This window comes from Flavobacterium nitratireducens, assembly GCF_029625335.1.
GTDB lineage: Bacteria > Bacteroidota > Bacteroidia > Flavobacteriales > Flavobacteriaceae > Flavobacterium > Flavobacterium nitratireducens.
Window position 1 is genome coordinate 2,619,023 of record NZ_CP121111.1, and the last position, 16,862, is coordinate 2,635,884.

21 protein-coding genes, 1 tRNA gene and 1 pseudogene are annotated in these 16,862 nt (G+C 32.0%); 11 read left to right on the forward strand and 12 right to left on the reverse strand.

Annotated elements, in window-relative coordinates:
* Positions 1-22 precede the first annotated feature (22 nt).
* The 6 genes and pseudogenes from P5P90_RS12275 (at position 23) to P5P90_RS12300 (ending at position 4,615) form a co-directional block, all read left to right on the forward strand.
* Positions 23-107: transfer RNA gene (locus P5P90_RS12275), tRNA-Ser, on the forward strand.
* Positions 108-358: 251 nt separating this feature from the next.
* Positions 359-1,606: a site-specific integrase gene (locus P5P90_RS12280; protein ID WP_278034950.1), complete on the forward strand. Its 1,248-nt coding sequence runs from the start codon at positions 359-361 to the stop codon at positions 1,604-1,606.
* Between the two features lie 306 nt (positions 1,607-1,912).
* A pseudogene (locus P5P90_RS12285) lies at positions 1,913-2,538 on the forward strand (RteC domain-containing protein).
* A 275-nt stretch (positions 2,539-2,813) separates the two neighbouring features.
* Positions 2,814-3,113, forward strand: a complete 300-nt coding sequence (locus P5P90_RS12290) for a helix-turn-helix domain-containing protein (protein ID WP_278034951.1) — start codon at positions 2,814-2,816, stop codon at positions 3,111-3,113.
* A 35-nt stretch (positions 3,114-3,148) separates the two neighbouring features.
* Positions 3,149-3,946, forward strand: a complete 798-nt coding sequence (locus P5P90_RS12295) for a transcriptional regulator (protein ID WP_278034952.1) — start codon at positions 3,149-3,151, stop codon at positions 3,944-3,946.
* A 15-nt stretch (positions 3,947-3,961) separates the two neighbouring features.
* On the forward strand, positions 3,962-4,615 hold the full coding sequence (locus tag P5P90_RS12300) for a P-loop NTPase family protein (RefSeq protein WP_278034953.1): 654 nt from the start codon (positions 3,962-3,964) through the stop codon (positions 4,613-4,615).
* 92 nt (positions 4,616-4,707) lie between these two features.
* Here the strand turns inward: P5P90_RS12300 and P5P90_RS12305 are convergent, their stop codons facing one another.
* Positions 4,708-4,989, reverse strand: coding sequence for a hypothetical protein (locus P5P90_RS12305; protein ID WP_278034954.1), 282 nt, complete (start codon positions 4,987-4,989; stop codon positions 4,708-4,710).
* A gap of 89 nt (positions 4,990-5,078) precedes the next feature.
* Between P5P90_RS12305 and P5P90_RS12310 the strand changes: the two genes are divergently transcribed.
* Both P5P90_RS12310 and P5P90_RS12315 read left to right on the forward strand, forming a co-directional pair.
* Positions 5,079-6,371, forward strand: coding sequence for a 3'-5' exonuclease (locus tag P5P90_RS12310; RefSeq protein WP_278036524.1), 1,293 nt, complete (start codon positions 5,079-5,081; stop codon positions 6,369-6,371).
* A gap of 13 nt (positions 6,372-6,384) precedes the next feature.
* A complete protein-coding gene (locus P5P90_RS12315) occupies positions 6,385-6,705 on the forward strand; it encodes a hypothetical protein (protein WP_278034955.1) in 321 nt (106 codons plus the stop codon).
* Positions 6,706-6,741: 36 nt separating this feature from the next.
* Here P5P90_RS12315 and P5P90_RS12320 read toward each other — a convergent pair whose 3' ends face one another.
* Together P5P90_RS12320 and P5P90_RS12325 are read right to left on the reverse strand one after the other, a co-directional pair.
* Positions 6,742-7,698 carry a Fic family protein gene (locus tag P5P90_RS12320; RefSeq protein WP_278034956.1) on the reverse strand — a complete coding sequence of 319 codons (957 nt, stop codon included), beginning with the start codon at positions 7,696-7,698 and terminating at the stop codon, positions 6,742-6,744.
* A complete protein-coding gene (locus P5P90_RS12325) occupies positions 7,676-7,828 on the reverse strand; it encodes a DUF4172 domain-containing protein (RefSeq protein ID WP_278034957.1) in 153 nt (50 codons plus the stop codon). Before P5P90_RS12325 ends, P5P90_RS12320 begins: the two co-directional genes overlap by 23 nt.
* Positions 7,829-8,358: 530 nt before the next feature.
* On the opposite strand from P5P90_RS12325, the gene P5P90_RS12330 reads away from it, so the two are divergent.
* Both P5P90_RS12330 and P5P90_RS12335 read left to right on the forward strand, forming a co-directional pair.
* Positions 8,359-9,240, forward strand: a complete 882-nt coding sequence (locus P5P90_RS12330) for an IS982 family transposase (protein ID WP_278036511.1) — start codon at positions 8,359-8,361, stop codon at positions 9,238-9,240.
* Between the two features lie 968 nt (positions 9,241-10,208).
* Positions 10,209-10,631, forward strand: coding sequence for a DUF6943 family protein (locus tag P5P90_RS12335; protein ID WP_278034958.1), 423 nt, complete (start codon positions 10,209-10,211; stop codon positions 10,629-10,631).
* Positions 10,632-10,700: 69 nt separating this feature from the next.
* Here the strand turns inward: P5P90_RS12335 and P5P90_RS12340 are convergent, their stop codons facing one another.
* The 4 genes from P5P90_RS12340 to P5P90_RS12355 are packed head-to-tail and all read right to left on the reverse strand — an operon-like array spanning position 10,701 to position 12,242.
* Entirely contained in the window at positions 10,701-10,877 is a 177-nt protein-coding gene (locus P5P90_RS12340) for a hypothetical protein (RefSeq protein WP_278034959.1), read from the reverse strand.
* Positions 10,864-11,079, reverse strand: coding sequence for a hypothetical protein (locus tag P5P90_RS12345; protein ID WP_278034960.1), 216 nt, complete (start codon positions 11,077-11,079; stop codon positions 10,864-10,866). Before P5P90_RS12345 ends, P5P90_RS12340 begins: the two co-directional genes overlap by 14 nt.
* Before the next feature lie 3 nt (positions 11,080-11,082).
* Positions 11,083-11,484 carry a DUF5675 family protein gene (locus P5P90_RS12350; RefSeq protein WP_278034961.1) on the reverse strand — a complete coding sequence of 134 codons (402 nt, stop codon included), beginning with the start codon at positions 11,482-11,484 and terminating at the stop codon, positions 11,083-11,085.
* On the reverse strand, positions 11,484-12,242 hold the full coding sequence (locus P5P90_RS12355; RefSeq protein WP_278034962.1) for a hypothetical protein: 759 nt from the start codon (positions 12,240-12,242) through the stop codon (positions 11,484-11,486). The genes P5P90_RS12350 and P5P90_RS12355 overlap by 1 nt, the downstream gene beginning before the upstream one ends.
* Before the next feature lie 946 nt (positions 12,243-13,188).
* On the opposite strand from P5P90_RS12355, the gene P5P90_RS12360 reads away from it, so the two are divergent.
* Complete coding sequence (locus P5P90_RS12360) at positions 13,189-13,425, forward strand: helix-turn-helix domain-containing protein (protein WP_278034963.1); 237 nt, start codon at positions 13,189-13,191, stop codon at positions 13,423-13,425.
* Between the two features lie 6 nt (positions 13,426-13,431).
* Here P5P90_RS12360 and P5P90_RS12365 read toward each other — a convergent pair whose 3' ends face one another.
* Genes P5P90_RS12365 through P5P90_RS12385 form a run of 5 tightly spaced genes read right to left on the reverse strand, consistent with a single transcriptional unit; the run spans position 13,432 to position 16,828 of the window.
* Complete coding sequence (locus P5P90_RS12365; protein WP_278034964.1) at positions 13,432-14,070, reverse strand: SOS response-associated peptidase; 639 nt, start codon at positions 14,068-14,070, stop codon at positions 13,432-13,434.
* Between the two features lie 49 nt (positions 14,071-14,119).
* A complete protein-coding gene (locus tag P5P90_RS12370; protein ID WP_278034965.1) occupies positions 14,120-14,554 on the reverse strand; it encodes a DUF1810 domain-containing protein in 435 nt (144 codons plus the stop codon).
* Positions 14,555-14,560: 6 nt separating this feature from the next.
* Complete coding sequence (locus P5P90_RS12375; RefSeq protein ID WP_278034966.1) at positions 14,561-15,820, reverse strand: Y-family DNA polymerase; 1,260 nt, start codon at positions 15,818-15,820, stop codon at positions 14,561-14,563.
* Positions 15,821-15,848: 28 nt separating this feature from the next.
* A complete protein-coding gene (locus P5P90_RS12380; protein ID WP_278034967.1) occupies positions 15,849-16,298 on the reverse strand; it encodes a LexA family protein in 450 nt (149 codons plus the stop codon).
* Between the two features lie 8 nt (positions 16,299-16,306).
* Positions 16,307-16,828: a hypothetical protein gene (locus tag P5P90_RS12385; RefSeq protein ID WP_278034968.1), complete on the reverse strand. Its 522-nt coding sequence runs from the start codon at positions 16,826-16,828 to the stop codon at positions 16,307-16,309.
* Positions 16,829-16,862: the final 34 nt, after the last annotated feature.

The window sequence follows — 16,862 nt, forward strand, 5'->3', positions numbered from 1 at the left end:
CGCAAAACGATTGTGCCTTATTGGAGAAATGGCAGAGCGGTCGAATGCGGCAGTCTTGAAAACTGTTGACTGTAACAGGTCCGGGGGTTCGAATCCCTCTTTCTCCGCTGGGTTTCTAAAAAACCTAATCAAAACCCTTTAAATCGTATGATTTAGAGGGTTTTTCCATTTTACCCATATTCAAAATATTCATAGTTTCTCATTTTAAAGGTGTACAATTCGGGGTACTAGAATACTTGTTTAAAATAGGTACCCCTATCTCTTGTAACCCTTTAAAAACAAAGGGTTCAAATAACAGACATCTTGTTTTGTGTTGGTAATAATTTTAAATTAATTACTAATTAAAAAGGTCACCACCATGAACACAACAATCACTATTCTTTTTTACTTAAAAAGAGCCAAAGCCAATACCCTAGGCTTAGCACCAATTTTCCAAAGAATAACTATTGAAGGGAAAAGATTAGAAAGCAGCACAGGTAAATACATAAATCCTGAAAGATGGTCCACAGAAATGTCGAAAATGAAAGGTAACTCAGAAGAGACTAGAACGGTAAATAGTCATCTTGAAATGTTACGAGCTAAAGTTTATGAAATTGAGAAAAAATTGTTCATGAAACAAATACCAATAACATATGAAAACTTCAAGAACGAGATACAAGGCAAAAAAGAACGCGAGCGAATGCTTGTTCCAATCTTCGAAGAACACAACCGTAAAATTAAAGAACTAGTTGGACAAGAATATGCTCCAGGAACATTAGAACGGTATCAAACTTCTTTAAAGCATACAAAAGACTTTCTCTTCTGGAAGTATAACATTTCGGATATCAATATTGAAAAGATAGACCATTCATTTATTATGGAATACGAATTCTATTTGCGTAGTGTCAGAAAGTGTGCTAATAACACAGCTGTAAAGTACATCAAGAACTTTCACAAAATCATTAACCAATGTTTGGCCAATGGATGGCTAAATAAAGATCCTTTTGCAAACTACAAATCAAAAGTAAAAGAAGTAACTCGTGAATTCCTAACTGAAAAAGAAATTGAAACAATATTAAACAAACGATTTGTTTCAGAACGATTAGAACTTGTTCGCGATATTTTCATTTTTAGCTGCTTTACCGGACTAGCTTATATCGATGTAAAGCAATTAACCTTGGATAATATTTCATTGGGGATTGATGGCGATAAATGGATTTTCAAAAACCGACAAAAAACAGAGACAACCTCTAAAATTCCATTATTACCAGTAGCACAAGAAATCATTAATAAATATGTTGAACATCCTGTTTGCAAAAATGAAAATCGTCTACTTCCTATATTATCCAATCAAAAAATGAATGCATACCTAAAAGAAATTGTAGATGTTTGTGAAATCAACAAAGACTTAACATTTCATATTGCACGACATACTTTTGCAACAACAGTAACTTTATCAAATGGTGTACCTTTAGAAACAGTAAGCAAAATGCTTGGTCATACCAATCTAAAAACAACCCAACATTATGCTAAAATTTTAGATAAAAAAATCAGCGAAGACATGATGATTTTAAAATCAAAATTTGCATCTAAAGCAGAAAATAATAAAAAGCTAGGTGCTGTCTGATTTGGTTCGATGTTGATAACTTTTTAACATAAAACAAGATAAAAATTTAATACAAAATGGTTTAATTTGATACTCTAAACTTAACCATTTTGTCGTTTTATGAAGCCCTATGATTTCAACTATTTTTACGAATTTGAATGCGAATATGAAGCATTAAAAAATACTAAATCTGATGTTTTAGAGCTTTGTCACAAGATGATTGAATTCATTCAAGAAAAACTTAAAGAGCTTGGAAAATGACTTAAAAACCACATTTTTAACACCATTCAAGAGGAAATTCAGTTCTTCAAAGAACTAAAACCAAAATTGGTTTCTAAAATAATATACCATCAGCAACTATTAAAAATTGAAGGCTCATTACCACCTACAAAAAAGAAGAAAAAAAGCACTATGAAAAGGAATTAGTAAAACTCTACGAGTATGGTATGAGTAACAAAGAATTCTATGAATACTATCGTTCAAAAGGATCTTATAAAGACGAAGAATATTTTGTCCGTAAGCAATACAAAAACTTATGGGATAACTGTTCGCATTTAATTTCAGATTCAAAATTATGTACATCACATGATTTCATTTTAGCAACATTTATTGCCAACGAAATTCTTGAAGGTTATTTAGAAAAGAAATTACAAGAATTAAATGGGAATCATTTAATCAACAACTCTTTATTAAACAGCAACCTCAACTGGACCGCTTCCAAAGTAGATTTAGTAGAATTAATCTATGCACTACAACTTTCTGGAGCAATTAATGCTGGAAATTGTGATGTAAAAGAGATAGCAACATATTTCGGTAAAATGTTTAATGTGGATATTGAAGACAATATCTACAGGGCGTTTATTGATATCAAGTCACGAAAAACCATCCAAACCAAATTCTTGAACTCCATTACGGAGAACCTCAACCGTAAAATGAAAGAAGATGAACTATAAAAATCCAAGGCTAAAACCTTGGATTTTTTTCCCAACTTGTGTACAACTTGTGAAAAGTTATACAGGTATACTCTTTTCAGAGTTTCCAACGTGTTTTTCTCAAATTTAGAATGATGTAAATTTTCACTCCTCATAAAGTTAAATACTCAAACCCAACAATAATAAGGTTTAACAAACTATTTAATAAAAAATCATTCCCAACTTGAGTACACCTTGTGAATTAAAAACAACCAATTGAAAGTAATTTGTACTATAACAAATCAAATACTTTCATCATGAATTTACATCCTAAAAAGCTTTTCCCAGAAATCGACAACATCGAATTATTAAACCATCAAGTAGTAACAAAACGTGATTTACTAAACTTTGGTAACTTACTACTAAACGAAATAAAATCATCTTCTCAAAAAGAAGAAATACCACAATGGCTAAAGTCTTCTGAAGTTCGTAAACTACTTAAAATCTCTCCAGGAACACTTCAAAATCTACGTATAAACGGAACACTTAAATTCAAACGCATTGGTGGTATCATTTACTACAAATACGAGGACATCCATAAAATGCTAAACCAATAGCTAATCACTAGTTACTAATCGCTAATTACTAAAAAATGAACTATATAAAACACCTTACTGGCTTTTTCGACAAACTAGTCCATGATTACGACCTCAACCCTACCCATGTAAGTCTATACATTTCACTATTTCAATTTTGGAACCTCAACCGCTTTGAAAACCCAATAAGTATAACTCGTGATGAGGTAATGAGAATAAGTAAAATTTGCTCAAAAGCCACTTACCACAAATGCATGAGAGAGTTACATGAAAAAGGGTATGTTATTTACGAACCATCCTATAATCCATTTCGAGGAAGTATGGTCAGAATGGTAAACCTTTCAAATGAGTTAAAACCACTTCGAAAAAAAGAAGTAACCCAACTTAAAACTAAACAAGCTAATGAACAAGCAGTAAACAAGAATAAAACAAGTGATAAACAAGCACTGGTATCTTCTATAAACATTATAAACAATACAAACAGTATAAACAATGTAAACATAGAAGAACAAGCAAAAAATAAAAAAAATAACCCGTTTAAAAATTATGATCCACTTTGTCATCCTGAGCTTGGCGAAGGAAAAAATTTAGAAAATACAATTCCTCCAGAAATGTCAAATGTGATTGCTTTTTTCAAAGAAAAAAACGTAACCCAAATCGATGCTGAAAAATTCTACAACCACTTCCAAAGCAACGGGTGGCTTGTTGGCGGAAAATCTAAAATGAAAGACTGGAAAGCTGCAGCTCGAAATTGGATTTTAAATTCAGAAAAGTTTAAGATTCAAAATTCTGAAAAAATAAAACCAAATCACTTGCACGTACCTAACGAAAAAAACTATTCAGAACCTTTATAACAAAAACTTGAAACAATGAACATTACAAACATAACCGATTGTTTCATCATCAAGAACAATCAAAAAATATACGACTTCAACAACTGTTTACTATTCATAAACCATCAAGGAAAAATCCGTTATGGCCAATCTTTTAAAATTTGTAAAGAAGATATTCCAACAATCTACAAGCTGATTATTTATATGATCAAAGACCAAAAAATAGCAGATAAATTACAAATCAATCTTTCCAAAGGTATTTTGTTATCGGGTCCAATTGGTTGCGGAAAAACATCTATCATGCAATTACTAAAACCTTTCTCAAATCATTACACAAACTATAAAATCAAAACCTGCAGAGAAATTTCATTTGAATTTGCAAAACAAGGTTACGAAGCGTTAAATCCTTACACGCACAAATCCAATAACCAAATCAGATTTTCAGGTTTTTGCTTTGATGACTTAGGTGCCGAACAACAAATAAAACACTTTGGTAACGATTGCAATGTAATGGCTGAAATTCTGATAACTCGTTACGAACATTTTATCGATAACAAATCTATAACGCACATCACTACTAACTTATCAGCAACAGAAATCGAAAAACTATATGGAAACCGGTTACGCTCTAGGATGAGAAACATGTTCAATGTGATTTCTTTTAATACTAATTCCAAGGACAAAAGATAAATGACCTGAGTAATGGGGATAACAACAAAAAAATCTTACTATAAAGATATGTTCATATCTCAATAGTAAGATTTATTATAATTGATTAATTTTTATTTTATTAATTTAAGTAGTGAGTATAATCTTAAAAACCGTTCCCACATTACTTTATCAATAAAATCTAATTTTTCAATTTCAAATTTTGAGATAACATTAAAATTTTTCAACTTCCCTAATATCCTTAATTTAAATAATTCATTTGCTTGAGTCAATTCAGATAATAAATAGGAATCTGCATTAATATTTTCAGTTTCTATTGTAATGTCTCCATCAACAAACTTTTCAGCATTTAAAACAGAATAGGATTTTTTAGCAAAACTCTCTTGAAATGACATGACTAATAGCCCTATTTCTGCTTCCAGATCCTAAACCCTATTATGAGAAATTCAAAGAAATATACAAGCCTGTAGAATTAAATTTAAGCATTAATTATCGTTCTTATCCACTGATTCTTGAAGAAGCAGAAAGACTTTTAGCACTAAATTATACCAAATATGAGATGCCTAAATTAGAGGCTTTTTTGCAACCTTCAATGAAAGAAGACTCTTGTAACATAGTTGGATTAGCTGAAACTAGAATTGATTGGAAGCAGAAAGTAAACGATTTCGTCAAATATAGAGATGAGGATAATCAAAAATACAAACAAATTGCAGTAATGTTCAGATCTAATGATGAAGTCTACAGAGCTTTCAATATTCTTAAAAATGAAAATATCCCAGATGTAAAAATTAGAATACAAGGAGCAAATGGTTCACTATATAAAACTCGGGAATTTCACTATTTAATTTCAAGATTTGAAAAACAAGCAACAGTAGTATTAGAAAAAAATTATCTTGAAACAGTCGCCAATTTCAAAAAAGAAATCATAGTAAACCATCCAAATTGGGAGGAATACTTTTTAGATATTTTTCACTGTATCCTTTTAGAATTCAATAAAGAAAGAGAAGATGAATCAACCTATCAAGACTTGATTGATTTTATAAAAGAAATAAGTCAAAAAGATGATGGACAATATGGTAAAATATACGATCAAAATATAAACTTAATAAAATCTGATTTTATTAATCAAGAAATTATTGTGACTACTATGCATAAGGTAAAAGGAATTGAATATGATGCAGTAATTATACCAGCTTCTCTTTCCAATTTACCATCAACAACAACTGTTTCTGATGTTAAAATTAAAGATTATATCGAAGAAGAAAGAAGATTGTATTATGTAGCTTATACAAGAGCAAAAAAACAGCTTTTTGTAATCAAGCATAAAAGAGAAAATGCCTTAGACACAGGTAACTCTCATAAATATTCCGAAACAACTATTAAAGCAAATTACGGTTTAAAAATTAAAGAAGGAATAGATAAGTTTACTATGTATTGGAGTGCAAGCAATTTTGGGCTTAATTCATTTGAGTACATCAGAGATAATGTTAAAGTAGGAGATCAAATTTTTTTAACTAAAGAGATAGGAGCTTTCACATTTTGGTATGTTATCCACAATAATCAAAAAATTGCACAATTATCAAGAGCAATGGTTAATCAACTAATGGGTATAGAAATATTATCGGGTTTTGTAGTCTCTTCCGTTTATGTAAACACATATGAAGAAACTAAACTATCTGATGAAAAAAACGGTACAACTTATTCAAATAATTGGACTCAAGCAGCTAAAGAAAGAGGTTATATTTACTTGATTGATTTTTCAGGATTTGGTAATTAATATAAAACAATAAATGGGAAATATAATAGCAACAAAATGTAAATCTTGTGGTTTTTCTAATGAATTCAGATACGGTGGTGGAAGATTTAGTTATCAAAAACATTGCCCTGTTCCTGCAATTAATAAAGAAACTTTAGAATTTGAAAACATTAACTATTTTGAACATAAGGATTCTGACAAATACCTATTTTATACTGATAAAATATTAAAAGGAAATAATTTTGAAAATAACACAATCAATAACTTTGATTTGAAATTAAATATGGTCAATAATTATTGTCCTAGTTGTAAAGAAAAATCTTTAGATTTTAGAATAACTATGTTTACAGATTGATTAAAAAATGCACATGTAATTATCACATACTGAAATTTAATGTATCAACTTATACGAGGTTCCTCTTCCACTACCTTCTTGTGATAGTATACCTTTACCCATTAAATCCTGTATATCCCTAAGTGAGGTATCCGTAGATACTTTAGTTATTTTGGCATACTTAGAAACAGTCAATTTACCAAAAAAGTCATCAAGCAACAATTGAAGTATTTTTTGTTGACGCGGGTTAAAGTCTGTAGCGTGGTGAGTTTCCCAAAAACGAGCACGTTTTAAAGTGGCTGCTATCGTTTCATCAGTCTGTGCCATCGAGTGCAACAAGCATTCAAGAAACCATCTAAGCCATGGTGTGATATCCAAATCTCCTTTTTGGGTGCTTTCCAATATTTCATAATAGGTTTTTCTGTCAGCCTGTATTTGTGCCGACATCGAATAAAACCGTTGTTTGCTTTGGTCGGCTCGTGCCAATTGCATATCGGTTATCGCACGCGTAATACGACCATTACCATCGTCAAAAGGGTGTATCGTAACAAACCACAAATGCGCAAAAGCAGCTTTAAGCACAGGATCAATTTCTTGACTAGAATTAAACCAATCCAAAAAAGCATTCATTTCTGCCGGCACTTTCTCTGCACTCGGTGCTTCAAAATGTACCGTTTCCTTTCCCATTGGTCCCGAAGTAACCTGCATCGCATCATCACGCCAAGCTGCAGTCTTTATTTTATACATACCACTTCGCCCGGTCGGAAACAGTGCTGCATGCCATCCAAACAAACGGTCTTCACTTAAAGGTTCATCATAGCGTTGTGTTGCATCCAATAACATTTCTACTACACCTTCAACATTGCGTTCTGCAGCTACAGCTCCGGCTATTTCAATACCCAAACGTCTTGCAATTGAAGAACGTACTTGTTCTGGGTTCAGTTGCTCTCCTTCAATTTCACTCGACTTCACAACATCCAAAGTCAAGGTTTTAAGCACAGTTTCCTCTTGCATTCAGAAATCCAAGTCCTTGCATTACACCCAGTATCTTGCCTTGTCTATGTCTAACTTCCCCAAGCAAAGAAGTAATTACTTCCGCATCCCAGGTAAATTTTGTCCAGTCTTTTCGTTGATGAATATACATAACACCGCATTTTTGCGGTAAATATAAACCTATTTTACCGCAAATAACAAATTATGCGGCGATTATTTTATATTATCACCGCATTTTTGCGGCAAATATAGATCAAAATTACCGCATAGCAATAAAAAAAGAGAAAGCTCAGTTATTTATAGAGAACGTTTGTCTTCCAATTGCCACTCCTTCCCAACGCTCCTAAAAAAATTACTGTCATGGTTTTTGCTCCAACAAGCTTCAAGCACTTTGCCTGTTGGCTAAAACTTTCTGTTTAATAATGAAAACCAATAAAGCCATCAGTCAAGAGCTTGCCCAACGCTCAAAACAAAAACACGTACGCTACGCAACTCATGCCAGTAATTTTTTCTCCCAAGCTTCTTTACATAATGTGGCATTATAGTGCATAAAGAACTATCCTGCTACTAATCAAAACTCGGATGCACTATAATAACATTAACCCGTAGTGCATTATAAAAAGAAGTTGCTCAAAACACCAAAAAGTGTTAAATTGTAATGATTACCAGTCAATTACAGCTATGAGCAACTTAGAGGCAAATTACGAATTAATTCTTACGGAATTACGAAAACTAACAAAAACAGAAAATTTTTATTTCAAACCTATAAAACCAAAATTATCTGACATTGAACTGATTAGCTTAATTGTTTTGGCAGAATTTAAATCTATTGATTCTGAACATCAGCTTTTTAGAGAAATAAAGGGTCTTGATATTAGTTCAAAAATCGAACGTACTGTTTATAACAGAAGAAAACGACAGTTGTTTTTTCATATTGAAGAAATAAGAATGAAAATGGTTGAAAAATTTAATGAATTTGAAAATTATTTTGTGGTTGATAGTATGCCTTTAGAGGTTTGCAAAATAGCTCGTTCTTCAAGAAGTAAAATTTGTAAAGAAGAAGATTATGCCCTTCCAAATAAAGGATTTTGCGCCTCTCAAAATTTACACTATTACGGATACAAATTGCATGCTGTATGTTCTATTGAAGGAGTTTTTCAAAGTTTTGATTTAACTCCTGCTTCGGTTCATGATATTCATTATCTAAAAGATATAAAATCGCAATTATCAGATTGTGTGTTGCTTGGAGATAGAGGATACCTCTCTCAAACCATCCAACTTGATTTGTTTAATGAGGTAAATATCGAATTGGAAACTCCGAAACGGGTGAATCAAAAAGACTATAAACCACAGTTTTATCAATTTAAAAAGTTTAGAAAACGTATAGAAACCTTATTCTCTCAATTGTGTGATCAGTTTATGATTAGGCGTAATTATGCTAAATCTTTTAAAGGATTTAAAACAAGGATTCTTTCTAAAATAACGACATTAACCACTATACAATATTTAAACAAATTCGTCTTTGGAAGAAACCTCAATAATCTGAAAATTAATTTAACTTAATAATGCACTACGGGTTAACATTATGTAAAAAAGCCGCTCATCCAACGCTTTTTTAGGCGGTGGCTCCAGGGCAACTTTTTTAAAAACTTCCTCGCACCAGCCGGTTTTTAAAAAAAACACCCTTCGCCACCGCCAGAAAGAAAGACCTGCATTTCAGCAGAAAGACCTCGATTTTAAGCATTCCTCAGAACCTTAACGGTAACTGTCTTTATCAGCAAACGGTAAACATAGGAAGTATTCGATTTGCTTTTATGAGTGCCTTTACTTGTTTCAAAACACCTAACTACACTGCCGACTACGACTGATTACTGAACACTATTTAGGGCACCCATAAAACCAAACCACAGCAAGAGTATCGTTGTTTTATTGGCTCAGAAACCTCTAATACATTGGTTTTCCGAAAAGCTGATGCCCAAACAGTTCCATAACACGCTTTGAATACTGTCAACTGATTACTGAATACTGAACACTACTCAGGGCATCAGCTTTTCACAAAACCAATCACAACATCCCTATAAAGCCAATAAAAAACGATACACTTGCCCAAACAACGCACCTGCTAACGACAACCATCCCTAAAAAATCCCTGCTTCAATTTACCTCCGATTAAATACAGACAATTCAAATTTGGATACAAAACAAAAAAATAAAAAAAAAGGAAGCGAAGATAAGTTCCAGGTATTCAGAAAAACAAGTTCAAGCCTCCGGTTTTAAAAAAAATCTCCACCCAAACAGTTTCAAAACACAATTTGATTTTGCCTTGACGCTGATTGCTTCTATCATATATCGGGTAGTATTTTTTTAAAAAAAACTTGTTTTTCTGAAACCTTTCACTTGGACGACCGGCTTTCTTTTTTCTTTTTTTTCTTTTGAAAAATTTTGTGTGCGAAGCGTAGCGGAGCACCAGTGCATTTCAAAGGGGAAACCATCCGGAAAGAGAAGAAAAGCTAATCTTAAAGTCCTGTATTATGCTTACTTTCATCATTAAAACCCACCGCAAAGGCACTATTTACGCCAAACCTCATTTTTTCATTCTTAACAAAGGTATGAACAGCGGAAAGCCCAAAAACGAGCCATTTACCAACAGCTTTGTAATCATCTGCCAAAGCGAAACCGACCGCGAGAACGTCTATTGGATAGCGTTCAGCTTATGGAAATCAAAATTCTGGCATCAGCATTTAATCGGTTCCGTTATACCCTTTATTCGCTTACACGAGTTCAAAAACGAGTTTTCACCCAAAGTAGCTGCACTGATGCAAGAGCATGAGCAGCACCTCAAACACATTGAGGCATTGAAGCTACTGGAACAAAAAGAAAAGCAATTCCATGAAAATATCAACCTTATCAATGATATGAGAAGGGTTATATTGTATAGGTATTGCAATAAATAATAAAAGCCTGGTCTAACGACTAGGCTTTCAATTTGTTTAACCCAAAGGTCACCACAACTAGGGCTAAACTTATTTTTTGTGCTTCTTATTCAGACTTTTAAGTACTAACGAAATAGTAAAACTAACTACAGCACCAATAGTGGCTAAGATAACCGTTTTTGCAATATCTTCAGATTGAATATTGGGTGCAATACTTAAAAATGTACCACTTGCAGTACCTATTAGCGTGTGATTATTCGCTGTCATTTGGAATTGTCAACTGACTTGCAGCTGTCAAAACACTTCCGGCAACCGTAACATAACCACCAATGGTTGTAACAACAACTGGCAAAGCGACTGGTGCTGCTAAAATAGTTCCACCAACTGCTGCTAATGCCAAACCAATAGTACGAAGCACTTTAAAAAACTTAGGTGTGGGAGCTGAAACTCTATTAACTATATTTTTCATAATCTATAAATTAGATGTAATTAATAACATAACACTTTCCTGTTTGTCCAAAACTGAATAAACCATCACTTTTAACTTCTCAAAAGCTTTTCTCGAAAGTAATCCAAGTCCTGGACCAGAAAGTTTAGTAACCGGAGCAATACAACCATTCAATTCTTTCAATGCATTATTGGCAGGATGAAACAAAATCAAACTTCTATTTTCAACACCAGTAATTTCAAGATGCCATTTGAATTTCTGACTATACCGCTTTCTAATAAAATATTTCCCTTCAGGAATACAAGAAACTCTCTTTTCATTCTTCTTCCAAGGTAATTCAATAACGTTGCAAATCAATTTACCTTCACACGTGAGTTTTCCGTTTGTTCCTTCAGGGAAATAAGTTCTGGATAATTCAATAACCATTACACTCCACTATCAACCATTGCAATCGCTAATGGATTAAAAGCACCATTTTTCAAAGGATACATTTGCCCATTAATCTCCTGATAGAATTCAACACCTAAAGCCAAAAACAATGGCTTTGTTGAGTTTGCAGTAACCGCATTGGTTTGACTAATCACAGCCGTAGCTGTTCCATCCCAAGCTAAAATTGCAGTTTCAGAAGTAGCAACCGCATAGGTTTCAGCTTCAAAATCTACTTCAGCACCACCAGAGATGATTTTAAAGTGAGTTGTTCCGCTTGGAGCTGCAATCATATTCGATGGAATAAATGATGCTAAATCAACTTTAATCTCTCCTGTAACTCGGTCAATAGAAGGCACAAAAGGAGCAAACAAAGAAGTACCAAGCTTACCACGAATATTAAATTCAAAACCGAATAACAATTCAGTTTCTCCATCAATCACGTTACGTAAACCTCTTTCACTTACTAAATCCGCTTGAATAACCTTTACCATTCTTTGAGTAAGTCTACTCACCATTCTGCTATCTGCAGAATTTAATAGCATAGGTCTGAAAGCTGTTCTTAAAAGCTTTCCTGCTTTTCCAGCTCTTCCAAACTCGGAACCATTCTCTCGAGTTCTTTGAAACGCAGGATCATTGGCAATTCTGCTAGCGTCAATACCGCCTTTTTCTCTCGCCAAATGTCCATCTTGCGTTTTGTAAAAAGTAATATCCCCGATAGTACCTTTCAATTTAATTATGCCTTTCTGTCTAGCCATAACTTCAAAATTTTGTTAAACATTCAATTAAAAACTCCTTCATTCTTTCAATCAGTTGCAACCACATTTTTGAATGATTTCAATACAAAATTTAAAAGTTAATCGTAACAAGTAAATGAGCTTAGTTCCAAATGTCACAATTTGACATAAATGGCAATAATCTTCTCATTTGACAATCAAATTGTAGTATCGAATATGAAAATTCCCCACTTAAAACTAAATGGTTTATTCTTTAATTTTATAGTTTCAAGATATTTGTAATAAAATATCTTAATGCTACTCAAAGCCTAATCAAAGCCATAGATAAAGTATGAAAACAGAAAAAAAGAGATTATGTATCTATCCAAAGGACATACAGCGTATTACTGGAAAGAGTTATCGCCAAAGTATTCGATTGTTACAAAAGATTAGAAAGGACCTTAATAAGCTTGAAAATGAGTTTGTAAGTGTTGAAGAATTCTGCAATTATACCAGTTTAAAACACGAACAAGTAATTACTCTAATCGTTGATTAAATTTTTCACTTAACTAGTTCAAAATTTGGTTAGTATATTAGAAATTTATGGACTTATTTTCGTAAATTAGCACAATCAACACATATGAGAAACTACGATTTTTTCATAGGGGTACAATTAGGAGTACTTAGAAAAGTTTTATATAAAAACACTTGAAAATACTAGCGTTAGAAAGAATACATAAATCCCTCTTTCTCCGCAAAAACCCGAAACGAAAGTTTCGGGTTTTTTTATTTTTATATTTGTCAGTCGTTCTTTTTTTGTGCTTCTTCAGAATGATTTCGTTATCATTAATTTTTTCATATTGATAATTTTAAAATATACCTCTAGTTTGATTTGATTTCGATACTTAAAAACAATTTTAGACTTGTCATATATGGCATTAACAACAACAAATATAAGTTTTTTCTTGACTTGTCAAATATGTCAAGAATGGAAAAGTCTGAATTGTTGAAGTTAGTGGGTAAAAAAATCCAAAAATTAAGAACAGAAAGAGGTATGTCTCAAGTGGATTTAGTGGGGTTGATAGAACGTAAAATTGACACTACTAATATCTCAAGAATTGAATCAGGAAGAACTAACCCAACACTATATAGCTTATACAGAATCAGTCAAGCTCTTGAAGTTCCATTAAAGGAATTAGTAACTTTTCAAAATGAAAACGATTAATTTATTTTAAAATAGAGTCAATGGCGAATCAATTTTTGTTGCTACTAAATTGACTTCATAAGGATACGAGTATTTTTCAATAGGATCATGGCTTAACCATTTTATTTCATCTTCAGGTTTCAAAATAATAGGCATTCTTTTTTTTATGTTATGGATTTCAGCCATAAGAGGATTAGCTTTTGTTGTAACAATTGTGTAGGTGTTTTTTATCTCTCCAGTGTTTTTATCAGTCCATTGAGAATATAAGCCTGCATAAGCATACAAATCGTCGTTGCCAATTCCTATTTCATATTTTGTTTTGTTTTTCCCTTTTGTATCGTGCCATTGCCATTCATAAAATCCATTCGCTATTACTAGGCATCTTTTACTAACAGAATCCCTAAATGAAGGTTTTTCATCTACGGTTTCTATTCTTGCATTTAACGTCATTTTTTGAATGCTTTGATCTTTAGCCCAATTCGGTATCAACCCCCAATCGTAATGCAAAATTTCAGTTGGGTTTTCATCTATAATAATTGGAGTTTTAGGAAATTCAAATCCATTGATGTGTTCAGATGGTTTAAAAACAGCTAAGTCTTTAATTTTAGCTTTAAAGCGAGATTGTACCTCTAATGCTAATTTTGTTTGTTTGGAATGAAAACACATCTTTTATTTATTTTGCATTAGTCTTAAAATTACAAAAAAATATCAAAGGTTAATTAATTTGTTTTTGTAGAATTTCTAAAGTTTTTTGATCTTGTTCTCCATCATAAAATTTGTCAAGGACATCTTGGAATATAGTTGAAGCATTTGGTACTTGCAAAAATAAAGTCATACACGATTTTAGTTTGCGTGTATCAGGTTTACCTAAAATATCTAAAGCTGTTTTATTTTTGATATTTAAAAATGCTGTTGTTATTTCGATTAGTCTTTTACCAAGAACAGGATGATAATAGTATTCTTTTGCTTCTTCAATATTTTTAATGGCATAGAAAATATTATAGTCAGTAAAACCTAATCCAATAATTTGAGGAAATATAAACCACATCCAATGAGATTGTTTTTTACCCTGTTGGATTTCTGCCAAAGCATTATTATAAGTACTTTTTTGTCCCTCTAAATATCTTGATAAATCGTATGAATTAGCCATGCTTAATTATACTTTTATGGTAATAATATCCTTGATTCTAGTGGTGTAAGATGGAGATAGTTTTTCCTGACGCATTTTCCATTGTCTACCAAGTGATTGTGTTGCAAATTTTATTTTGTTAGTTCCGTAGCTCTTATTGAGTTTGTCTATTACAGACATTAATGGTTGGTGCTTTGGATTGGAAGTGTTAAATAATGACAATTGTATTTTATCATTTGGGGTTAATCCCATAACAATAACACCTGCCTTTTTGTATTGAAATCCTTCCTTGAAAATAGCTTTTAATCCAATTTGAGTATAATGATTTAGCTCAATAGTTGAGTTGGTTGGGAAGTCTGTATTGATAACAATATTTCTAGAATATTGCTTTTGATCCTGTCGATGATAGTTTGTTTGAAGAAAAACCATAACCATATTGCAATGACTTCCTTGTTTTCTTAATTTTTCAGAACATGATGCTGTAAAAGTTGAGATTCTTTCTGAAACATCATCAAAACTTATTAGTGATTTTTCAAATGAACGTGTAGTAGCAATCATTTTTTTATTCTTAGGAGTTTCCAAATCCAGTGTTTGTTTACCTTCCAATTCGTGTTTAATTCTTAGCCCAACAACAGCCATTTCTTTACGAACCCATTCATCTGGAAGCTGAGTAAATTGATAGGCTGTAAATACTTTTTTTGCTTGTAAACGCTTAGTATGCTTTCTTCCTATACCCCAAACATCTTCAATTTTAGTCCATTTGAGGGCTTTAATTCTTTTTTCTTCATCATTTATTACATACACACTTTTAGTTCGTTCAGGAAATTTTTTAGCTATTTTATTAGCAACTTTAGCTAAAGCTTTTGTTGGAGCAAAACCAATACTAATAGGTATTCCAGTACTTTTTGTGACTGTACGTTGAATTTTTAAACCATACTCATTGAAGTCAAATAAATCAAAACCTTTGAATTTTAAGAATGCTTCGTCAATGCTGTAAATTTCAATATCTGGTGTATAAGTAGAAAGTATATTCATAACTCGGGAACTCATATCGCCATATAATGCGTAATTAGATGAAAAGACAAAAACATTATTATCCTCAAAAACTTTTTTAAATTCAAATGCTGGAGCACCCATAGGAATTCCCAATGCTTTAGCTTCATTAGAACGTGCAATAACACAACCATCATTATTGGATAAAACTACTATAGGTTTGCCAATTAAATGAGGTTCAAATACCCTTTGACATGAGGCATAGAAATTATTGCAGTCTACTAAAGCAAACATTTTTAATATTTTATATTACTAATTGGTCTTAGAAAGTTTTTATACTATGTATCACAATACCCCAAATCATTAATTCATTTTCAGGGGTAACTTTTATTGGTTCATATTCTTCATTTTCAGCTATAAGCCAAACAATATCTTTTTCTTTTTTAATTCTTTTAACGGTAAATTCACCATCAATTTGACAAACTGCTATTTTGTTGTTTTGTGGTTCAAGACTTTTATCAATTACTAATAAATCTCCATCATATATTCCTGCATTAATCATCGAGTTACCTTTAACTTTTGCAAAAAAAGTAGAGTCTTTATGCTTTATTAAGTGTTTGTTTAAATCAATGGTAAGTTCAATGAAATCATCAGCAGGTGATGGGAATCCTGCACTAATACCTACGTCAAAAAAAGGTAATTCTAATTTTGAAGAATAGTCTGGGATATAAAATTCCAATGTTTGAGTAGTATGTAAACTTCTTAATTTCATAATTTAAACTATAAAGCCACTTCAAAAAAAGTCACCTTGTCTTTGATTTGTTGAATGTAATCCTGAGTGCTTGATTTGGTTTTAATAGTAATTTCAGGTTCGTTATTGTCTTTTATAAAATATACTTTATCACTTCCCAATTTCCTGAGTTCATCAAAGACACCTGTATAATATGGTTCTTCAATGAACTCCTGAGAATTGAAAATGTTAAATATCCTATCAAAATCTTCTTCCCAAGGGGGAAGGATATTGATAATGTCACTGTAAATTAATTTTGCTTCTTCACCCAATTCTAAAACATAATTGTATTCTGAAACATTATCATTAGTCATGTCGTAAAGTGTAGTTATTATTCCTTTGGAATTTAAAGTAACTGTACCCAATTTTATGAACTCATGTTTGCCATTCAAATTTTGATATTGACCAAATTCTATATTACAATTCAAACGGTTTGCAATGTCATTGGCTAAATTTTCAAGACTGGAACAATCTAAATTATGTTGACTGATGATTTTTGCTTCTGCATTCATATTTAGTATAGGTCTAAGAATTTTATATAATACA

Coding starts and splice junctions, on each gene's coding strand:
- P5P90_RS12355 (WP_278034962.1), bottom strand. CDS start 12,242: ATGGCTAGACAGAAAGGCATAATTAAATTGAAAGGTACTATCGGGGAT.
- P5P90_RS12290 (WP_278034951.1), top strand. CDS start 2,814: ATGAATTTACATCCTAAAAAGCTTTTCCCAGAAATCGACAACATCGAA.
- P5P90_RS12365 (WP_278034964.1), bottom strand. CDS start 14,070: ATGTGTTTTCATTCCAAACAAACAAAATTAGCATTAGAGGTACAATCT.
- P5P90_RS12315 (WP_278034955.1), top strand. CDS start 6,385: ATGGGAAATATAATAGCAACAAAATGTAAATCTTGTGGTTTTTCTAAT.
- P5P90_RS12295 (WP_278034952.1), top strand. CDS start 3,149: ATGAACTATATAAAACACCTTACTGGCTTTTTCGACAAACTAGTCCAT.
- P5P90_RS12375 (WP_278034966.1), bottom strand. CDS start 15,820: ATGTTTGCTTTAGTAGACTGCAATAATTTCTATGCCTCATGTCAAAGG.
- P5P90_RS12325 (WP_278034957.1), bottom strand. CDS start 7,828: ATGTATATTCATCAACGAAAAGACTGGACAAAATTTACCTGGGATGCG.
- P5P90_RS12305 (WP_278034954.1), bottom strand. CDS start 4,989: ATGTCATTTCAAGAGAGTTTTGCTAAAAAATCCTATTCTGTTTTAAAT.
- P5P90_RS12335 (WP_278034958.1), top strand. CDS start 10,209: ATGCTTACTTTCATCATTAAAACCCACCGCAAAGGCACTATTTACGCC.
- P5P90_RS12340 (WP_278034959.1), bottom strand. CDS start 10,877: ATGACAGCGAATAATCACACGCTAATAGGTACTGCAAGTGGTACATTT.
- P5P90_RS12380 (WP_278034967.1), bottom strand. CDS start 16,298: ATGAAATTAAGAAGTTTACATACTACTCAAACATTGGAATTTTATATC.
- P5P90_RS12360 (WP_278034963.1), top strand. CDS start 13,189: ATGGAAAAGTCTGAATTGTTGAAGTTAGTGGGTAAAAAAATCCAAAAA.
- P5P90_RS12300 (WP_278034953.1), top strand. CDS start 3,962: ATGAACATTACAAACATAACCGATTGTTTCATCATCAAGAACAATCAA.
- P5P90_RS12280 (WP_278034950.1), top strand. CDS start 359: ATGAACACAACAATCACTATTCTTTTTTACTTAAAAAGAGCCAAAGCC.
- P5P90_RS12385 (WP_278034968.1), bottom strand. CDS start 16,828: ATGAATGCAGAAGCAAAAATCATCAGTCAACATAATTTAGATTGTTCC.
- P5P90_RS12345 (WP_278034960.1), bottom strand. CDS start 11,079: ATGAAAAATATAGTTAATAGAGTTTCAGCTCCCACACCTAAGTTTTTT.
- P5P90_RS12370 (WP_278034965.1), bottom strand. CDS start 14,554: ATGGCTAATTCATACGATTTATCAAGATATTTAGAGGGACAAAAAAGT.
- P5P90_RS12330 (WP_278036511.1), top strand. CDS start 8,359: ATGAGCAACTTAGAGGCAAATTACGAATTAATTCTTACGGAATTACGA.
- P5P90_RS12350 (WP_278034961.1), bottom strand. CDS start 11,484: ATGGTTATTGAATTATCCAGAACTTATTTCCCTGAAGGAACAAACGGA.
- P5P90_RS12320 (WP_278034956.1), bottom strand. CDS start 7,698: ATGCAAGAGGAAACTGTGCTTAAAACCTTGACTTTGGATGTTGTGAAG.